The organism is Pedobacter sp. 22163, assembly GCF_052045595.1.
Classification (GTDB): Bacteria; Bacteroidota; Bacteroidia; order Sphingobacteriales; family Sphingobacteriaceae; genus Pedobacter.
In genome coordinates, this window is record NZ_JBQEPM010000002.1 from 896,792 (window position 1) to 917,389 (window position 20,598).

General features: G+C 40.9%; 17 protein-coding genes. 15 read left to right on the top strand and 2 right to left on the bottom strand.

The features are described from left to right. Nucleotides 1-2: 2 nt before the first annotated feature. The gene (locus ACTJKN_RS08245) at nt 3-2,357 is read right to left on the bottom strand and encodes a tetratricopeptide repeat-containing sensor histidine kinase (protein WP_440823954.1); all 2,355 of its coding nucleotides are present in this window, start codon (nt 2,355-2,357) and stop codon (nt 3-5) included. Nucleotides 2,358-2,363: 6 nt separating this feature from the next. Further along, a complete protein-coding gene (locus ACTJKN_RS08250) occupies nt 2,364-4,055 on the bottom strand; it encodes a sigma-54-dependent Fis family transcriptional regulator (RefSeq protein ID WP_440823956.1) in 1,692 nt (563 codons plus the stop codon). 581 nt (nt 4,056-4,636) lie between these two features. Here ACTJKN_RS08250 and ACTJKN_RS08255 point away from each other — a divergent pair. The 15 genes from ACTJKN_RS08255 to ACTJKN_RS08325 all read left to right on the top strand — a co-directional run bounded on the left by ACTJKN_RS08255 (nt 4,637) and on the right by ACTJKN_RS08325 (nt 20,494). Beyond that, nucleotides 4,637-5,269, top strand: a complete 633-nt coding sequence (locus tag ACTJKN_RS08255) for a hydrolase (protein WP_215130319.1) — start codon at nt 4,637-4,639, stop codon at nt 5,267-5,269. A gap of 16 nt (nt 5,270-5,285) precedes the next feature. Further along, nucleotides 5,286-6,665: an alginate export family protein gene (locus ACTJKN_RS08260; protein ID WP_440823958.1), complete on the top strand. Its 1,380-nt coding sequence runs from the start codon at nt 5,286-5,288 to the stop codon at nt 6,663-6,665. 11 nt (nt 6,666-6,676) lie between these two features. After that, nucleotides 6,677-7,417 (top strand): M17 family peptidase N-terminal domain-containing protein, encoded by a 741-nt coding sequence (locus ACTJKN_RS08265; protein ID WP_440823960.1) that lies wholly within the window; start codon nt 6,677-6,679, stop codon nt 7,415-7,417. 26 nt (nt 7,418-7,443) lie between these two features. Further along, complete coding sequence (locus ACTJKN_RS08270) at nt 7,444-9,336, top strand: amidohydrolase (RefSeq protein WP_440823962.1); 1,893 nt, start codon at nt 7,444-7,446, stop codon at nt 9,334-9,336. A gap of 3 nt (nt 9,337-9,339) precedes the next feature. After that, nucleotides 9,340-9,774, top strand: coding sequence for a DoxX family protein (locus ACTJKN_RS08275; protein ID WP_440823964.1), 435 nt, complete (start codon nt 9,340-9,342; stop codon nt 9,772-9,774). Nucleotides 9,775-9,796: 22 nt separating this feature from the next. Beyond that, nucleotides 9,797-10,270, top strand: a complete 474-nt coding sequence (locus tag ACTJKN_RS08280; RefSeq protein WP_131032254.1) for a Dps family protein — start codon at nt 9,797-9,799, stop codon at nt 10,268-10,270. 13 nt (nt 10,271-10,283) lie between these two features. After that, the gene (locus tag ACTJKN_RS08285) at nt 10,284-10,973 is read left to right on the top strand and encodes a YoaK family protein (RefSeq protein ID WP_440823966.1); all 690 of its coding nucleotides are present in this window, start codon (nt 10,284-10,286) and stop codon (nt 10,971-10,973) included. A 2-nt stretch (nt 10,974-10,975) separates the two neighbouring features. Next, nucleotides 10,976-13,282 carry a tetratricopeptide repeat-containing sensor histidine kinase gene (locus ACTJKN_RS08290; protein ID WP_440823968.1) on the top strand — a complete coding sequence of 769 codons (2,307 nt, stop codon included), beginning with the start codon at nt 10,976-10,978 and terminating at the stop codon, nt 13,280-13,282. A 5-nt stretch (nt 13,283-13,287) separates the two neighbouring features. After that, nucleotides 13,288-14,223, top strand: coding sequence for a ring-cleaving dioxygenase (locus ACTJKN_RS08295; protein WP_440823970.1), 936 nt, complete (start codon nt 13,288-13,290; stop codon nt 14,221-14,223). A 4-nt stretch (nt 14,224-14,227) separates the two neighbouring features. Then, nucleotides 14,228-14,530, top strand: coding sequence for a GNAT family N-acetyltransferase (locus ACTJKN_RS08300; RefSeq protein WP_440823971.1), 303 nt, complete (start codon nt 14,228-14,230; stop codon nt 14,528-14,530). A 2-nt stretch (nt 14,531-14,532) separates the two neighbouring features. Beyond that, the gene (locus ACTJKN_RS08305) at nt 14,533-15,147 is read left to right on the top strand and encodes an alpha/beta hydrolase (RefSeq protein WP_440823973.1); all 615 of its coding nucleotides are present in this window, start codon (nt 14,533-14,535) and stop codon (nt 15,145-15,147) included. Between the two features lie 8 nt (nt 15,148-15,155). Then, on the top strand, nt 15,156-15,773 hold the full coding sequence (locus ACTJKN_RS08310) for a TMEM175 family protein (RefSeq protein WP_440823975.1): 618 nt from the start codon (nt 15,156-15,158) through the stop codon (nt 15,771-15,773). 35 nt (nt 15,774-15,808) lie between these two features. Further along, the gene (locus tag ACTJKN_RS08315) at nt 15,809-16,756 is read left to right on the top strand and encodes a D-2-hydroxyacid dehydrogenase family protein (protein WP_440823976.1); all 948 of its coding nucleotides are present in this window, start codon (nt 15,809-15,811) and stop codon (nt 16,754-16,756) included. A 730-nt stretch (nt 16,757-17,486) separates the two neighbouring features. Further along, complete coding sequence (locus ACTJKN_RS08320) at nt 17,487-18,455, top strand: alpha/beta fold hydrolase (RefSeq protein ID WP_440823978.1); 969 nt, start codon at nt 17,487-17,489, stop codon at nt 18,453-18,455. 350 nt (nt 18,456-18,805) lie between these two features. Then, the gene (locus ACTJKN_RS08325; protein WP_440823980.1) at nt 18,806-20,494 is read left to right on the top strand and encodes a sigma-54 interaction domain-containing protein; all 1,689 of its coding nucleotides are present in this window, start codon (nt 18,806-18,808) and stop codon (nt 20,492-20,494) included. Nucleotides 20,495-20,598: the final 104 nt, after the last annotated feature.

Below are 20,598 nucleotides of genomic sequence, written 5' to 3' on the forward strand. Positions count from 1 at the left end.
AATTAATCATTCAACAGCAATAAATCTTCACTTCTATTTATAAAAATTAAGCTTAACGAAACACCATCTTTGCTTTCCATCGTAAAAACACCATCAATTTGGGCACTCAGTCCCTTCATTAAAATAATGCCCAGTGTGTTGCATTGTTCATAATCAAAATCGGCGGGTAATCCGATGCCGTTATCCTTAATAAATAGTTTATAATGATCTGCCTGGCATTCTTTTAGGCTAATGATCACTTTTCCTCCATGACTATTAGGAAACGCATATTTGAAAATATTGGTAATCGCCTCGTTAATAATCAGGCCAAGCGGAACAGCTTTCGAAATATCCAGTTCGAGATTCAAAATATCCAATTCAAAGCTGATCTTTTTATCATCGTTCAGGCTTTCCTTTAAATATTCAACTAATTCTACGATATATGGCTGAATGTTAATGGTAGCCAGATTTTCTGTTTGGTAAAGCTTTTGGTGAATTAATGCAATACTTTTCAGCCGGTGCTGACTTTCCTTTATGGCTTCAATTGCCGATAGATCTTCCAGGTAATAGCTCTGGCTGTTCAGTAAGCTCATTGTTAATTGCAGGTTGTTTTTAACCCGATGGTGTACTTCCTTAATCAAACCCTCTTTTTCTTCGATCAACTTGTTTTTTTGTTGAATATTTAGCTCGAGTTCAGTGTAAGCAAGGTCTATATCTGCCTTTTTCTTTACCAAAGTATCATGAAGTTTCTTTTTCAACCGGAACCTGCCATAGATTAAAACAAGAACGATAGTTAAAAAAGCCAGCCCAGCGATAGTGGCATTTTTAATCCATTGAATGCGGTTAAGTTCCTGACTTTGTAATTGTGATTTCTTCCTGAGGATTTCATTTTCATTCTCTTTCTGTGAGGCCTGGAATTCAATCTTCAATCGCTCAATCGTATTTAAATTCTCCTGGCTAAGCATCGAATCTCTAAGCTTATGAAAGGTTTGCAGGTGGATAATTGCCTCCGCCGGACGATCTGTAGATAGATCTATTTTGTAAAGAATTTCATTTAGGCGGATCTGCCTTGGCAAGGTCATACTGATCTGGTTTTCCCTTGCTTTTTCTGCAAACTGTAACGCAAGTCCGTATTTGTTCTGGGCAAAGTAGAATTCGCTTACAGAGAAGAAAACTGAAGTTTGGAAAGGGTTAGAGTATGTTTGTAATGTATTGTCTTCTAGTAGTTTATTGAAATAGCTTTTAGCCAGATCGTACTTTTTTAACGCAGCATAACATTCGCCAAATGCCAGAAACATAAAATATTCATGCCCACTTGATGGATTGTTAACCTCGCTCCAGGTTTTTTCGAGTATGGCCAATGCTTTTTTAGCTTCACCCAGTTTGATCATTTGGCTCGTAATGGAATAAGCCGTAACAAAACGGAAAGGATCTCTTTTATCGTTAACATCAAGGGTTTTACGGTACCAGGCAATGCTTTCTTTAGCTTTACCCATGGCCTCATAGGCAGAGCCTACCCGGTTTAAATAAGTGCCGAGCACTTCCTCGTGATTGTTTTGTGCCGTTTTTACACTCAGTAATGCGTAATTCAATGCCTTACTGAGTTCTCCTTTTCTTTCATAAACTGCCGAAAGCAGATCATAGGCCATTGGCAGATCGGGAAGTTTGAATTTTTTATCCAAGGCGATAACCTCAAAAAGCTCTTTTATCGATAAATCAAATTTTTCTTCCTCCAAATGGAAATCTGCCATTGTTTTTAGGAGCGTTGCCTCTCTGTATTTTTCCTGGAAAGAGGTGCCAATTTCTTTATATAAGGCATGTGCGTTAGCCGCCCGGTTGTAAAATGTTCTGTTTTTATAATCCGAAACGGTATCGGGAACATTGACATAATAAGAATACCATGCGCTGGCTTCGAAATGTTTATTGCCAATTCTTTTTGCAACAGAAATTGCCTTTTCATAGGTAAGTGCCTGCTGCACCCGCAAACGTTTTTTGTTCAAAAACCGGGCATAAGCCATAAGGGTACGGAATTCCCAGTTTGGGGATTTAAGTTGATCGTTTAAAATATGTGCCTTTTGCAGATAAGGCATTGCCTTCGCTAAATTTATGCTTTGGTTTTCTTGTTGATTAATGAAATGATAGGCAATTTTTAGCAGGTATTGTATACGGTTTGTATCGGGTTTTGAATCAGCCAAAAGTCGCTGTAGCTTTTGAAGAGAATCTGTAGGATTTAGACTGCCTACCTGATTTCTGGCTGAAGTATTACTGCCCTTAACCAGCATTAAACTGAAAATCGCAAATAGCATGATGAGCACGATCATTTTATTGACGTGCTTTACTGCCCCAATTTTTTTAAACAGTTTGTTTAATTCTATCATTAAATGTTACTTATTCAGGATATGTTCCCGTTTAATCTTAAATTTTTTAATTTTTGAGTTAAGGGTAGTAGCAGGGATATTTAATATTTCTGCAGCTCCACCGATACCAGATATTTTTCCCTTACAACGTTTTAAAACCGATAGGATGTGGTCGCGCTCGTTTTCGTGGATGCTTTTGATTTTTTGCTCATCTGTATTGTTAGTTACCTCATTTCTATCTGTTTTCGGTAGGTGGATTTCTTTTAATATGTTGCCGGATGTTAATAATATGCTCCGTTCAATCAAATGCTCCAGCTCCCTCACGTTTCCCGGCCAGGGGTAGAGCATGAGTTTGTTCAGCGCGCTTTTGGAAATGGCATTTACCTGCCTTCCTGTTTTTTTTGAAATGCGTTCAATAAAGAATGCCGTAAGATGGGGGATATCATCCAATCTATCCCTCAACGGTGGGATTGGAATTGGAAATACATTCAACCTGTAATACAGGTCGCTCCTGAAACTTCCTTTTTCTACCTCCTTTAGCAGATTCCTGTTCGTGGCTGCTATAATTCTCACATTTGTTTTAATTACATCCCTGCCGCCAATCCGTTCAATTTCTTTTTCCTGTAATGCACGGAGCAGCTTTACCTGAAGTTCTAATGAAAGTTCGCCAATCTCATCCAAAAAAAGCGTCCCATTGTGTGCCAGTTCAAACTTGCCGATGCGCCGCTCTGTTGCACCTGTAAAGCTGCCCTTTTCATGACCGAAAAGTTCACTTTCAGCTAAGTTAGATGGGATTGCGGCACAATTGATTTTAACCATCAGTTCACTGCTGCGAAGTGAGGAATTGTGTAATGCCCTTGCAATGAGTTCTTTTCCTGTTCCTGTTTCTCCGGTAATCAATACAGTGCTATCGGTAGCAGCCACAGCCTCAACCAGGTGAAAAATGCCTTTTAACGACTTGCTCTGCCCGATGATTTCTGTATGGTTGTATTTGTATTGGATCTCCTCCTGCAGGTAGCTTTTTTCATCCTCTAATTTTTGTTTGTATGCATTGATTTCTAAGAGCTGTTGCTCTATTTTTTCGTTTGCAAGGATGTTCGATATCGCAATTGAAATCTGCAGCGAAATGCCCTGCAGCAGATCAAAATAGATATTCGACAACGAATTCGTATTCTTAGTGTAGAGATAAAAGAAACCAATACATGCTGATCGGTCTACCATTTTCAGGCCAATCATTTCTTTGATGCCTTTATTGTGCCAAAATGATAACCAGGCGGGTGCGTCATCCCACCTCAAAACTTCTTCAACGTTAAAAACGATTGGTTTTTCTGAAGAAATCATCGCCCTGCACATGCCGTCATCGAGCGTGTACTTCTTCGATGATTCTGGTGCTATACCGGCTGTTTTAAGAAAATCCTCTTTTTGGTTATAGATGAAAGCACTATGGGTCTCCTGATCGTCATTAATCAAACAGATTACAAAGTCATCAAAATCAAATAATTTTTTAAGCTTTAGGTCTATAACATCGAAGAGATCAAGTTTATTCCTGATGGAAGCAATGGAGTTGCTTAACGATAATAAAACTGCATTTTCTCTTTCCTTTTGTTCGAGTTTTTTAAGTAAGCGTGCATTTTCGATTTCAAGTACTGTCGCTCCATTAATATTTAGGATGGCATGTTCTTGATTTTGAATTTCAGATAAATTGCCCTTGCTTTCCATGTCGCTAAAGTAGGGTTTATAATTTTAATTAATGAATTTTGATTCGTTAAATCGGTAACGAAATTTCGTTATTTGTTTATTTTTTATATTGATTTTTAGTGAGTTATGTTTAGTTTTAATGTTGATATTTTTTTATTTTTTCGTGATTATTCAGGTGTTCAATTAATTTATCCCGCAGATTTAGGAGATTTCCGCAGAGGTAAATGTTTGGTAGATTGAATGTTGAAATAAATCATTAACGGCAATTCAATAGAAATGTCGTCTTTCCCGCGCAGGCGGGAATCTTAATACTTGAGCATTTGTTAGGCATTAGGTTCCCAATCAAGTTGGAAATGACGGTCCGATGAAGGGAATCACAACTCCAAATTGTGCGCGCTGTGCATTTCCTCTGTTTACTCGGTGGTTAAAACATACACGCTTTTCCCTCTTAGTCTTTTGTGGTAAAAAACAATATTGAAATTCGTAAATCAACGATATATGGTTAATCATATTTCGTGTATTTTTATGTAAGATTCTGATTTATAGTTGTTTGTGTGGTGGTATGTTTCTTGGAACAATGAGGGAAACAAAAATATTTAATTATGAAACCATCACCAGACTTGTTATCTCCGGAAAATCATGCATTAGTATTAATCGATTTCGAAGGACAGATGGCTTTTGCAACAAAAAGCATCTCTATTACCGAACTTCGTACAAATGTTGCCATTGTTTGTGGCGCATCTAAAATCTTTAACGTACCCACTATTGTAACCACAGTTGCCGAAGAATCGTTTGCAGGCCCTGTTTTTCCAGAAATTGAAGAATTTTATCCCCAGGCTACTTCAAATTATATCGATAGGACTTCGATGAATACCTGGGAAGACGAACCGGCCTACAAAGCAATAACAGCAACCGGGAAAAAGAAACTTGTATTGGCCGGCCTTTGGACAGGTGTTTGTATTGTTGGTCCGGCTTTATCAGCCTTATCAGAAGGTTTTGATGTTTTCGTGATCACTGATGCCTGTGGTGATGTAAGCAATGAGGCGCACGAACGGGCCATTCAACGGATGGTGCATGCAGGTGTAAAACCAGTAACTTCTGTACAGTACATCCTCGAATTGCAAAGAGATTGGGCCAGAACCGGAACTTATGAGCCTGTAACCACACTAATGAAAAAATACGGTGCAGGTTATGGTCTTGGTATCCAGTATGCACACAAAATGGTAAAACACTAATCCTCATTTACATAAAATGAGAACTGATTATCCCCATTTGGCATTCGTTGTTGCAATGTGTTTTTGCTTATCAACAACTGTGGCATTCGCCCAAGGCATTAAGCTTATGCGCTACGATGAGGATTATAGCAATTTGAAAGATTCGGCCAGGAACTTCTACAATACATTAAAGTTCCTGCCGCTTTCTGCCAATAAAAAAGCTTACCTCAGTTTTGGTGGCGAAATCAGGGAGGAATATGGAGGGAAAATCAATGAAGACTGGATCAAAGATCAGGGTTTCAACTATTCTTTTTTACAGCGTTATTCGCTTTATGCAGATTTAAATGTTGGAGAAAGACTGCGGTTTTTCGCTCAGGTAAACAGTGCTCTGGAAAACGGCAGTAAGTATGGCCCCTCTCCGGTTGATGAGGATCAGCTTGCAGTTCAAAATCTTTTCGCAGAATATCGCATACTTAAAGATTCATTAAACAAATTAGCCGTTCGGGTGGGCAGGCAGGAAATAAATTACGGTTCGGGGCGGTTAATTTCTGTGCGGGAGGGTACTACGGTAAGGCAATACTTTACAGGAGCAAAACTGATGTATGCAACACCACGGTTTTCGTTGGATGCATTTGTATTAGCAGCCGATGAAGTGAATTTCGGGGTATTCGATAATCGCCCCAGCCATCAGGCAAACCTTTGGGGCACTTATTCGAATCTCAATATCCAACAAGGCGGAAACTTTGATTTCTATTATTTAGGCATCAGGCGCGACAATGCAGAATTTGAGGAAGGTGCTGAAAAAGAAATCAGGCATACCCTGGCTACGCGATATTGGAAAAGTGGCGGCGGTTTTATCTATAATGTAGAAGCGGCCTATCAGTTTGGCAGGTTTGGAAGTGGCAATATCGATGCCTGGACAATGGCTATCGAATTGGGGTATACTTTTGAAGAAACCAAGCTTAAGCCTTCTGTAAACCTGCGGAACGATTATATCTCAGGCGACAGGAAAGCTGGCGACGGAAAACTCCAAACCTTTAATCCCTTGTATCCCAAAGGAGGCTATTTTGGCTTCAACCCCCTCATCGGACCATCGAACCTAATTGATCTGCACCCTTACTTAACCCTTAGCCCGACCGATAAATTAAGCATCCAGGCTGATGTTGTTTTTAACTGGAGGTATTCTGCAAACGACGGAATTTATCGTCCCAGCGGGAATTTTAATACCGCAGGTTCACTTTCTAACCACCGCTTTATCGGTACCACTTATCTGCTCAGTGCAGATTATAAATTCAATAATAACCTTTCATTCAGTTGTGGGGGGCAATATTTCAGGGTGGGTGATTTTATAAAAGATATTGTACCACGCTGGGACAATTCAAAGTTTTTTAATGCTCAGGTATCATACAAATTTTAAACAAAAAGAAAATGAAAAATAACTTCACTAAACAATCAATAGCTGCTATCCAAAACTTCAGGGTGGCCATTATCATATTCTCTGTATTTGTTACAGGAACAGCATTCGCACAAACAACCACCGCAATAGGAACGGCCAAAGTTTGGGGTACGGTTGATGGGATTGCAATCGAAGGCGTAGTTCAGGGCCCATCGGCGCAGGTTAGCGATTTACAGATTGCCTGTGTTTTCGAATACACCGAAGGAGATATTTTTAACTCACCACCAGCACTTCCACCAGCTTTAAATGGTTTGGTGCACTTAGATCAGGATATGAAAGGTTTGATCACCGAAATCCGCAAAAGCGGCAAATTTCTTGGTCACGCCAACGAAACCATTTTAATTTCTCCACCAAAAGGTACTATAGGTGGCAAACGCCTGCTTTTAATCGGTCTTGGCGATCGGAATAAATTTACACCAGAATTAATGATAGGAGTAGGCAGCATCGCCATGAGAGAAGCGCTTAAACTTGGTGTAAACAACTTTTCTTTTGCAAGTGATTTAAAAGATGCAGGGATCGATTCGCCAACGGCATTGGTTGCTGGCAACGTTGTAAAAGGCATTTTTGAAGCCTACAGAACCCAAACCTGGTTAAAAGAAAAGAATATGGCAACCTTTAAACCGGTAGCGAAAGTGATCCTTTTGGCAGGGCCGGCATTTTTTACAACGGCTGGAGAAGGCATTCAGGAAGCAATTGCTGCTATTAAAAATTAAGATCTCAAATCTAAAAAGAAGACACCATGACTGCAGATATCATTTTATTCAATGGTAAGGTTCATACCATTGCCAAGCACAAGGAAGAAATAACAGCCGTTGCCATTAAAGATGGCAAGTTTATCGCCGTTGGTCGTGATAGCGACATTATGAATTTTTCGGGTTCTGCAACAAGGCTGATTGATCTGGGCAAAAAACGGGTTGTTCCTGGGATTAACGACTCCCATATCCATTTAATCCGTGGTGGGTTAAATTTCAATCTTGAATTACGCTGGGATGGTGTTCCATCACTGGCCGATGCCTTACGGATGCTTAAAGAGCAGGTAGATATTACCCCATCACCACAATGGGTGCGGGTAGTTGGGGGCTGGTCTGAGTTTCAGTTTGCTGAAAGGAGAATGCCAACACTGGAAGAAATAAATGCCATTGCGCCCGAAACACCTGTGTTTATTTTGCATTTATACGACCGTGCTTTTATGAACCGCGCTGCGCTTAAAGCCGTTGGATATACAAAAGATACGCCTGCGCCTCCAGGTGGAGAAATCCAGAGAGATGCCAATGGGGAGCCTACGGGACTGATTATCGCCAGCCCCAATGCCATGATTTTATATTCTACGCTGGCAAAAGGTCCGAAACTTTCTTATGAACATCAGGTAAATTCTACCCGTCATTTTATGACCGAACTGAACCGTTTCGGGATTACCAGTGTAATTGATGCCGGTGGAGGTTTTCAAAATTTTCCTGACGATTATAAAGTTGTAAACGAATTAAATGAGCAAAAACAACTTACCGTTCGCATTGCTTATAATTTATTTACACAGCGTCCAAAGCAGGAATTTGAGGATTTTGACAACTGGACCAATACCGTAAAACTTTACCAGGGAGATGATATGTACCGCCACAACGGGGCAGGTGAGATGCTGGTTTTCTCTGCAGCAGATTTCGAAGATTTTCTTCAGCCACGGCCAGATCTTTCTGATAATATGGAGCCTGAACTGGAACGTGTGGTGCGTTTGCTGGTCGAAAAAAGATGGCCTTTCAGGCTTCATGCCACTTATAATGAAAGTATCGGTCGTTTTCTAAATGTTTTCGAAAAGGTAAATAGAGATATTCCTTTTGCTGGTTTGCCCTGGATTTTTGATCATGCCGAAACCATCGACGAACGGAACATTGAACGTGTAAAAGCATTGGGCGGCGGTATAGCGATTCAGAGCAGAATGGCTTATCAGGGCGAATATTTTACCGAACGTTATGGTGCAAAAGCTGCCCTCCAAACACCACCGGTTAAAAAAATGCTCGAAATGGAAGTTCCTGTTGGTGGCGGTTCTGATGCCACACGCGTAAGCAGTTACAACCCATGGGTTTCGATGTTTTGGCTAACTGCCGGTAAAACAGTTGGTGGCTTAAAAATTTACAGTGAAGAAACCGTTTTATCAAGAGAAACTGCTTTAGAACTATACACCAGGGGTAGTGCCTGGTTTTCGAATGAACAGCAAAAGAAAGGTGATATCAAAGTAGGCATGCTGGCAGATTTAGCTGTTTTAAATCACGATTACTTTGAGGTTGCCGATGAGCAGATTAAAAGTATCGAATCTGATTTAACCATTGTTGATGGCAAAATTGTGTATGCCAAAGGCGATTTCTCTTCTTTTTCTCCACCAAAAATCCCGATTCTGCCAGACTGGTCGCCAACCAAAAACTATAATGGATATTATTCTCAATTGACACATAAAACAGATCAGAAAGGAAAAACAAAAACGGCAAATGGAGCCGGTTCAGTGTTAGCAATGGTACATTCCTGCGTAGGCAGTTGTAATGTCCATAACCATAATCACGATGCAGTGAGGACCAGCAACCTCCCTGTAAACAATTACACCGCATTTTGGGGCGCGCTGGGCTGCTCATGCTTTGCTTTTTAAACCATGGAAAATATCATTAAATACCTGCTTTATTCTGATTTGGGATCAGACTTTAACAACTGGGCAGTACTTATTTTTAGGCTGCTGCTCATGCTTGAGCTTTTCAGGGTTCATGGGATGAAAAAGTTCCGTGTTCAAAATGGAGAGAAAGAACATGTGCCCAATCCATTGGGGTTGCCGGATAAACTGAATGCCCTGGTTGCCACTTTTTCTGATACCGTTGTGCCATTTCTGGTTGCAATAGGATTCGGAACCAGGCTTTTCCTCCTGCCATCTATAGGCGTAACGGCCATCGGTTACTTTGTGGTGCACCGTAAAGATTCGATTGAAGTGCGTGATGTACCTTACATGTACACATTGGCCATGCTTTTTTTATGGTCAATCGGACCCGGGACTATTTCAATAGATCATTATTTATTCAATACACTTTTTAATTAAAATAAACATTAAATCACAAATTATGGAAGCTAAAATTGGAATCAGCGCAGAAAACCTCGCCGAGGTTGCACATTCATTAAGCAAAATTCTTGCAGATGAATACGTTTTATATACCAAAACCAGAAAAGCGCACTGGAACGTAGAAGGGCCAGATTTTTACAACAAACACAAATTTTTCGAAGAGCAATACACCCAACTGGAAGATATTGTTGATGAAGTTGCAGAACGTATCCGTAAACTTGGTCATTACGCCCCGGCATCACTTAAACAGTTTCTGGAATTAACTCACTTAACTGAAGACGACCGCGGTAAAAACGATGCACCAACCTACATCAAAATGTTATTAGCAGATCACGAAAGTATTCTGATCCATTTAAGAGAAAACATTGATAATTATGCCGGTGCGCTTAAGGACGCAGGAACAAGCGATTACATTACAGGTTTAATGGAAACACACGAAACCATGGCCTGGATGTTAAGGGCTCATTTATCGTAAAATCAAAAACAAAATGGAAGAAAAACAGAACAATATCTGGTTTGTAACCCTTGTATTAACCATTATAGCGGGCTATTGCGATAGTATTACCTTTGTTGCTGCGGATAAGATTTTTTCGGCACACGTTACAGGAAACTTTATCGTATTCGCTTATCAGATGATAAAAGGCTCTGATGGCGATGCATGGATCAAACTGCTAACTTTCCCAATATTTATGCTCTCTGTTATGGCTGGCGGCTGGATATCGGCGAGATTTTCAAACAGGCATTTTCTGCTTTTATGTGAGGGACTTATTCTTTTACTTGGCGGTGCAATAGCGTATTCATTAGGCTATATAGATAATGGTGAAGTTACATGGCCAATGTATCTGGTTACGATGATCGTGGTTTTTGCCATGGGGCTGCAGAATGCCTTTGGGAAACTTTTTGCCAAGGAAACCTACGGACCAACCACCATGATGACAGGTAATGTAACCCAGTTTGCGCTCGATATCAGGTCGTTTTGTAATTCAGGTTTCAAAAATGCTGACTTCCTTTCAGGAATAAATAAAGGCTTAATCACTTTGGGCGGTTTTTTAATCGGTTGTATCCTCGGTGCCTGGATCGGACAGCTGTTTGGCTTAGTGGGTATCGTGCTGCCTGGTGTTGCCATGTTAATCTGCTATTACAGCACAAAGCAGGCTAAAAATGATGCTAAACTTTAAAGATGCCAACCAAAAATAGAACAGCTAATTTTTGCTGGCCGGAATTCAGGTTCCTGTTAATTACTTTCATGCTGATCAGTCCTGTCCTTGCAAAAGGGCAGGGCATCAGGACCTCCAAGGAAGTTGAGACAGCGGAAATTAAACTTCGCAGGCTTGGCCAAACAGAAAGCAAAGTCGATTTATGGATCGACCTGGGCACCTATTACCTCAATTTACCAGGCGAATTAAAGGCCGACCTCGCCCGGGCGATGCAGCTCCGCGAACAGGCTTTTGCTTTAGCCGGCAAGATCGAATATCCAAAAGGAATTGCCCGAAGTATGGTACTCAAAGGAAGTATCATCCGCGAATCGGGAGATAGGATTTTAGGCGCAAAAACTTATGAACAGGCCATAGCCTATGCCTCGAAGATGAATCTGAAAGATCAATTGGCAGCCGCTTATTCCGCTATGGGTACTCTTTTTGGCAATGAAGGAGCGGATCTCGAAAAGAAAATTGCTTACAACGAAAAATCCCTGGCCCTTTACCGCCAGGCTGGGGATAAATTGGAGGAAGCCAATTCGCTCAAAAACCTGGGCGATTATTACAACATAAAAGGGCAGCCAGCCTATGCCATTAAACTAATGGATACCTCGCTTGCTGTTTACAAGGCTATTGGTTTTAAAGAGTTGCAAGGCGTGTACAATAACATGTGTATTACCAATATCAGCCTCGGCAATTTTTCGGAAGCGCTAAAATACGGTTTACTCGCAGAGAAAACTGCCGACCAGTTGGCCGATACAAGTTTGCAAAGAAGTTCTATAAACAACCATTTAGGTTTAACCTATTATTACCTGAGGAACGACCAGAAAGCACTTGACTATTGGTTAAGGGCCAAAAACATTGCCGAGCGTTACAAAGACCCAGGTTACATGCAGACCATTATTGCCAATGTAGCCACCATTTATGTCCGGATGAAAAGATTCGAAGATGGAATAGCTGAGTTGAAAGAGCTGATTAAAAAATATCCGCCAACTGATACCCAGATGAAACTGCGCATTCCTTATATTTTATTCAACACTTACTACGATATTGAACAATATGGCAAGGCTGAACCATTTTTCAAAACTTTAATTAAATTCCACCACGACCTGCCCAAAGATGATCCAAACCAGATTTATCTGTACCGCAGTATCATCCGGAAACTGATCCATGAGAAGCAATTTCAAGCTGCCGACGGTTATTTAAAAGAACATGAAAAGCAAAGTTTAGCGCAGAAAAACTTACTGGCGCTGTCTCAGTTGCACAGGCTTTGGTTTGATGTAGATTCTGCACTGAACAAACCCTGGTCGGCTGTGGCGCACTATAAAACCTATAAAAGGTTAACAGATTCCATCTGGAACAACGAAAAGAACAAACAGATTTCGGGATTGGAAATCGAATATCAAACCGAGAAAAAAGATAAGGATATTGCCCTGCTTCATCAAAAAAATCAGTTGCAGCAGGTCAGGATCGGGAATGAGGAGCGTGTGAGGTATTTTTTTATCGCAGGACTTATTATCGCGGCGCTGTTTGCAGGTCTCATTTATAACCGTTATCGTCTAAAAAAGCGTAGCAATCTTATCCTGGAGCAAAAGCAGGAAGAAATAAATACGCAGAACGAGCTGCTTAGGAAAATACTGGGTGAAAAAGAGTGGCTCCTTCGCGAAATCCACCACCGGGTAAAAAACAACCTGCAGATTGTCATCAGTTTGCTCAATACCCAATCGGCTTACCTCGATAATGAAGATGCTTTAGTGGCCATTAGAAATAGCCAGAACCGGATGCATGCCATGTCGCTCATCCACCAGAAGCTTTATCAATCTGATAATCTGGCTGAAATAGATATGAAATGGTACATCAAAGAACTGGTCGATTACATGATCGAATGTTTTGGTACTGATAAGAAAATCCAGTTCACTTTAGAAACAGAGGCGATTAAATTAGATGTTGCACAGGCGGTTCCGCTTGGTTTGATCCTGAACGAGGCCATTAGTAACGTGATTAAATATGCCTTTCCAGCTAATGAAAAAGGTAAAGTGCACATTTCTTTCTTGCTCACGGGAGAGGAGCGCTGTGAACTGAAAATTGCAGATACGGGGATTGGTTTGCCAGCAGGCTTCGATCCTGACAATACCGAATCACTTGGAATGAGCTTGATGACCGGCCTTACCGAACAGCTTAACGGAGAAATAAAAATGTGGAATGATGATGGCCTTGTGCTTGATGTCATCTTCAAACGCCACAACGAATTAATTACAGAAAGTTCAACACTATTAATAAATAAAAATTAAACGATATGAATAATAACATTTTAGGTTTGCACCACATCACAGCGATAGCAGGCAATGCACAGCAGAACTTCGATTTTTATACTAAAACACTAGGTTTAAGGTTGGTGAAAAAGACTGTGAACTTTGATGATCCTGGAACTTACCATCTTTATTATGGCGATGAAAGTGGATCAGCAGGAACTATTCTTACCTTTTTCCCCTGGGAGGGCATTGGGCAGGGGACAGAAGGCGTAGGCATGGCGACAGAAATCGGCTACTCAGTACCTGTGGACAGTCACCAGTTCTGGTTGGAAAGATTCGGTGCCGCAAACGTTAAAACAAAAGAGATTACCGAGCGCTTCGGAGAACAGGTATTGGCTTTTAAAGACCCGGATGGCTTATCGTTGAGTTTGATTGTTCCCAAAACTACAGATATCAGAACGCCATGGGAAACTACCGAGATTAAAAAGGATACCGCCACTAAAGGTTTCCACAGTACCACTTTAACCCTGCAAAGTATCGATGGAACCGCGAAGGTATTAACTGATTTATTTGGTTACCGTTTATTGGGGCAGGAGGAAAACCGCTATCGTTTTATTACCGATACAGTAGAAAATGCGGCTATTGTAGATCTGTTGGAAGTACCAGCTGGCCACAGGGGAAGAAATGCTGCCGGTACCAACCACCATGTGGCATTCCGTGTTAAAAACGAGGATATTCAAATGGAATTGAGGGAGCAGATTTTAAGTAAAAACTTACAAATTACCCCTAAAATCGATCGTGATTACTTCTACTCTTTATATTTCCGCGAACCAGGAGGGGTTCTTTTCGAAATTGCAACAGAAAATCCAGGTTTTACTGTTGATGAGCCTTTAAATGAACTGGGAACACATTTAAAATTACCACATCAGCATGAGCATTTACGCGAAGATTTAGATAAATTACTTCCAAAACTAATTTAAAAATATGGCACAGGTAAAATTAAACATTCAGGAAGGCGAACCAAGTTCGTTCGATATTTATGATGAAGACGGAAAAGTTGGCGAAATGATTTTTGATATTAAGGATAACGATTTAACCGTTTACCATACCGAAGTTGAGCCTGCAAAAGAAGGAAAAGGTTATGCTAAAATGTTGCTCGATGCAATGGTGGCCTATGTTCGCGAAAACAGATTAATGGTTATTCCAATGTGCCCCTATGTTCACATTCAGTTCAAACGGCACGAAGATCTGTATCGCGATATCTGGAACAAAATAAAAGAAGAATAAAAATGAGAGAAATTATAAAAGCTGGAAAAAGCCTTGATCAGGCAGAAAAAGTATTGATCATGATCCACGGCCGTGGAGGAACGGCCCAGGATATATTATCGATGGCAGAATACCTGGAGGTTTCAAAATTTGCATTGATCGCCCCGCAAGCTGAAAATAATACGTGGTACCCACAATCGTTTTTGGCGCCACGGGCAGCTAACGAGCCTTCGCTTTCCAATGCGCTAAAAACAATAAACGATATTATAACTGATCTGGAAAAAGAAGGTTTTACAAAAGAACAGATCTACTTTTTGGGTTTTTCTCAGGGCGCCTGTTTAACCCTCGATTTTGTTGCAAGTAATGCTGCCCGTTATGGTGGTGTGGTGGCTTTCACAGGAGGGCTTATCGGCGAACAGGTAGATCACCGCAATTATCATGGCGACTTCGACGGTACGCCTGTTTTTATCGGCAGCAGTGACCCCGATATGCATGTTCCGGTATCGAGGGTTAAAGAATCAACAGTTTTACTCGAAGGTATGGGTGCAGAGGTTACCGAGATTATTTACCAAAACATGGGGCATACCATCAGCCATTCAGAAATAGAGCAGGTAAATAAGCTGATTTTTAACAGTTAACTGAGCAAATGGAAAAGGAAACAGAAAGAATAGAGGCTTTTAGCGATGGTGTTTTCGCCATATCGGTGACGCTCCTTGTGCTCGAGCTCCATGTTCCTGAACTGAAGGATGGCGATACTCCGGTACATTTACTTGAAGAACTTAAAATGCAGTGGCCAGGTTATATCGCTTTTGTCATTTCCTTTTTTAGCATTTTTATTATCTGGGTTAACCACCATAAAGTTTTTAAACAGATTTACAAACGAAACACGGGACTGATGTTTGCCAACGGACTCATACTGTTCCTGGTTTCGCTTGTTTCTTTTCCCAGTGCACTACTGGCCAGGTTTTTTCTAACGGATTCAAAACAGCTTTCGGTTACCATTTACACCGGACTGTTCGTTTTGATTAATCTGGCTTTCAATCTGCTTTGGCAACAGGCTACCGCTGATAAAAAACTGTTGCGTCCCGGAATAAGTGATGCTGCCATTATGCAGCTCAGAAACAACTATCTGTATGGATTCCCGACCTACTTAATCGCTTTCGTCCTTTCGTTCTTTTATCCCGATCCCGCTTTGCTGATCTGTGTTTTACTTTGGATATTCTGGGCAGTATCATCAAAGAAAATTAACTTTATCCAAACATAATGGTTGTAATTGCAAAGGATTTAAATTTATAAAATATGTCGAAATATAAAATTGCAGTACTTGATGATTACCAGGATGTAGCGAAATCATTTGCCGATTGGACGGTACTTGCCGAACATGCCGATATTAAGGTATTTACCGATCATCTTCATGGAGGGGATGAAATTGTAGCACGCCTTAAACACTTTGATATCATTTGTGTCATGCGCGAGCGCACCCCTTTAAGCGCTGCTTTACTTATGCAGTTACCCAACCTGAAACTGATCGTTTCTACGGGTGCCAGAAACCGTTCCATTGATGTTGCTGTAGCTGAAAAATTGCAAATTGAAGTGCGTAATACCGGTTATTTAGGTCACGGCGCTTTAGAGCTTACCTGGGCACTCTTAATGGCCATCGCAAAACACATTCCGCAAGAAAATGCCAATCTGCGTGCTGGTGGCTGGCAGCAGATGGTGGGTAACGATTTAAAAGGAAAAACCCTTGGCATATTAGGGCTTGGGAATTTGGGTGCACAGGTTGCCGCCGTGGCAAAAGTTTTTGATATGGATATCATTGCCTGGAGTGAAAACTTAACACCCGAAAAAGCGATAGCTGGCGGTGCCAGGTATGTAGACAAAAAAACTTTATTCCAGGAGTCTGATTATTTAACCGTTCACATGGTGCTGAGCGATAGGAGTAAAGGTATTGTGGGTGCCGAAGATTTAGCATTGATGAAACCTACGGCTTACCTGATCAATACCTCAAGGGGACCATTGGTTGATGAAAATGCATTGATCAAAAGCCTGGAAGAAAACAAGATCGCCGGCGCAGCCTTAGATGTTTTTGATAAAGAACCGCTTGATGAAGGCCATCCTTTCAGAAAGCTGAAGAACGTACTGGCGACTCCTCACATCGGCTTCGTTACGCAGGATACCTACAGCCTTTTTTTTAATGATATTATTAAGGTTTTGCTGGACTGGATCCCTCGACATCCAAAAAGTTAGATTTCCATAGTGTCAGGTGTTACCATCTGGCGGATAAGTTAAGCGTCTCATTTGTCACTCTGAGGGGGTAATTTATTTCATAAAGATCAATATAAATGACGTTGAAATATCAGGCGGTATATAATTCCCCTCTTTTAGAGGGTGTCCGCAGGACGGGGGTGTTTTATTCGTCCTGGCCGGACAGGCCTTTTTCTTTTGGCACCAAAAGAAACAAAAGTGTCGGCTGAAAATTTTTGTATTGAAGTTTCTGCATGGGCTTGCCTGTGGATTCCCAAAAATTTGTTAGGCCGATTTAAGTAGAACGGAGATACCGTGCTATGGCCTAGCTGGATGGAAATGCAAAGCGATAAAAATGCTGATTAATAGTGATTTGTAAAATAACGTCAATGGTAGCGTAGTCGAAGACTTCTTGAATTTATAAAATCGCAAATAAAATGCCCTTCGACTACACTATCAATGACAAATTCAAAAGAAAGGTCGTCATTGCTTCGTCGGCTGAAAAAGCCTTCTCGCATCCGATAGCTCGGATGACGATTCTTAGAAGGTACGTACGAAGGATCGTCATCTAACAGATTTTCCTTTTCCATAACCACAAAAAATAACCGAATCATAAATTAACGAAATAAGGTAAGCTTGAAATGGGTGTTATTTGATTAATTATTTAATAATCAGGCTATTGTGTGGTGGCTTTTGTTTTGAATGATAAGGGATGACCACTAAAAATAGTGGCATGATCAATTATTTAAAATACAAACAAATTATGATGAAGTACAATCAACTCATTGCAGCCACTTTGCTCGTTTCAGCAATGGGTTTAGGCTCGTGTAAGGAACAGCCAAAAGAAAGCAAAGAAGAAAAACAAACAACAGCAGCTACCGAAGGAAGAAAAGAATATTATGAGGTTGCGCCAAATGTAAAACTGCACGTAACTGATTTAGGCAATGGTCCGGCAGTGGTACTGATCCATGGTTACCCGTTAAGCGATGCGTCCTGGGAGTACCAGTACCATGCTTTGGTTAAAGCCGGTTATCGCGCAATTGGGATTACCCTAAGAGGCTTTGGCCAATCTGATAAGCCATTTGGTAAATATGACTACGATCAGTTTGCGGATGATATCAAAAGTGTTTTAGACCAGATGGATGTAAAAGACGCTGTTATCGGCGGACACTCAATGGGTGGGGCAATCGTGTTACATTATGTAGCCAAATACGATGGTGCACACATTAAAAAGCTTGGTCTGTTCTCGGCAGCAGCCCCCCGCCACACTAAAACCGCCGATTATCCTTATCCATTGTTTACCAAAGATGATATCAGCCAATGGGTAGCACTTAACAATTCAGATCGCCCGGCATTATTAGCTGCTGTAGGCGCTAAATTTGCGCTAACGCCAAGCTCACTGTCGCCAGGCATTGGCCAGTGGTTATATTCGATCGAACTTCAATCATCAGCATATGCAATGGAGCAGGCGCTTATTTCGTTAAGAGATGAAGATTTGAGGGCTGATCTGGCAAAAATCAAAGTCCCGACTTTAATCATGCATGCAAAAGACGATCACATTGTAGCTTATGCCTTAGCGCAACAAATGAATAACGGAATCGCGGGTTCTAAACTTGTTACCTTTGATAAAAGCGGCCATGCCTCTTTTCTCGAAGAAAAAGACAGGTTCAATGAAGAACTGATCAAGTTTATTAAAGAATAAGCAATTGGTGGATATCTAATACATAACAATAAGGATATCCACCATTAATACCGTTCCATCATCTTCTCACTCATTCTCTACTACATTTCGTGTCCAAAATCGCCTTTTAGCGAAATATCGTGAGGCATTTACGATCATAATCTTGATTGCAGCCCATTAACGCCATATTCTTGCCTTTGGCATATTCTTTGAATTCGCGGGCTTGAACGTTAACAAAAAAGTCTCTATCGAAATCAATTCTAAAACGCTCAGTGATGATGAATAATCATCCGGGTTTGTTCGTTTTGCGATTGCGTTAAGTTCATTCATCCACTTCCCGGATAGATATTTTAGGAAGGTCAATTATAAAAATGAGAAAGCAAGAATCATATCTTAATACGAGTACTAGTGTTGATGGCAACGATGTTAAGCCTCATGCCGATTCTTATTTCGAAACAAGGGCAGAAACAATAGCAGAACAAGAAAAGAATTTTAGTTTAAAGGAACTATTTCAAGGTATTTTTTCTAAACTGAATCCATTATTTTCTATTGATTGTGCTGCATTGATTCTTTATAACGATGAAGTGGACCACATTACAAGAGCATATCTCACAGAGGCTATTTCAGGCAAAATATCCTGTACAGAAATTATCTCCGATCCGATTAGTCTTTCGCTGATTACAAAAGAAATTTCGGGATTTGATTTTCCTGTGCTTAAGTCGAGGCAAGACTGGATAGCTGATTTTGGCGAGAACCATTGCCTCAGCAATCATCCTACAGAGTATCATTTTCATTGTTATATACCTTTAGCGCACAACGGCCGCATACTGGGAACTTTCGAACTTCATAATCATAAGCGGGAATTAAGTGCGGAAGGATTGACTTTTTGCTGTAACATTGCCGATTTCATAGCTGGACTGCTCGCTACAATTTGGGAAAAAAATGTAAAAGGTGCTGATCTTGCAAGGCTAGGTACGTCCCAAATTATAAACGGGTCTGAAACATTAGCCTTTGCAGAGGAGAAAATTAAGCAGTTAGAAAAGAAAGTTGAAAAACTAAGTGCGCAGCTTGCAGAATACCTGATTTTTGAGCCTGAAGAGTCACCTGAAATCTTCGTAAACCCTGATATTGTTGGCAGTAGCCCTGAAATGAAAGCGGTTTACAAACTGCTCAACCGGATTGCTGCTACGGAAACTACAGTTTTAATTTTGGGCGAAACCGGAACGGGGAAAGAGCTGATCGCCAAAGCCGTTCACGAGGGGTCTTCAAGAAGCAAAAAAACAATGGTTAAGGTCAACTGTGCAGCTATTCCACCTAATTTAATCGAATCTGAACTTTTTGGTCATGAGAAGGGAAGCTTTACGGGTGCTACAGAAAGACGGATCGGGAAGTTTGAACAAGCGCATAAGGGTACAATCTTCCTGGATGAAATTGGCGAGTTACCGCTCGATTTACAAGTTAAATTGCTTCGTGTTTTACAGGAAAAAGAAATAGAGCGTGTTGGGGGCAAAACAACTATTGTGACTGATGTGCGCATCATCTCGGCCACCAACAGAAATCTTTTAGAAGAAGTGGAGGCGGGGCGGTTTAGGCGTGATTTATATTACAGGTTAAATGTTTTTCCGGTTTCATTGCCGCCACTTCGAAATCGAAAACCGGATATACCTGTATTGGCTACTTTTTTCTTAGCGAAATTCGCCAAAAAGTCTAATCGAAATCTTCATGGATTTTCAAAAAAGGCAATTTCCACGATGATGGCTTACAGCTGGCCTGGGAATGTAAGAGAATTGGAGCACCTCATCGAAAGGCAGGTGGTGATGGCTGATGGTAATGTGATTAAGGATATCGAAATTCCAGAGAATAACAAACAATCCATATCTTCAGCTGGCTCTGTTAAAACCATATTTGAAAATGAACGCGAGCATATATTCGCTGTATTAGCGTTATGTAACGGGCGGATTTCCGGTCAGCATGGCGCGGCAAAATTATTAGGTGTTCCGGCAACCACGCTAAATTCAAAAATCAAAAAGCTTGGCCTGGCCAAAAAACACATTTATTGATCATCTTGAAGCGATAGTTTTCGTACTTATTCTTTCGAGCACTGCTTACTGAAATGGCGATATCTTCTGAAATTTCCAAAGATATCGCCATTTATCCTGGCAAA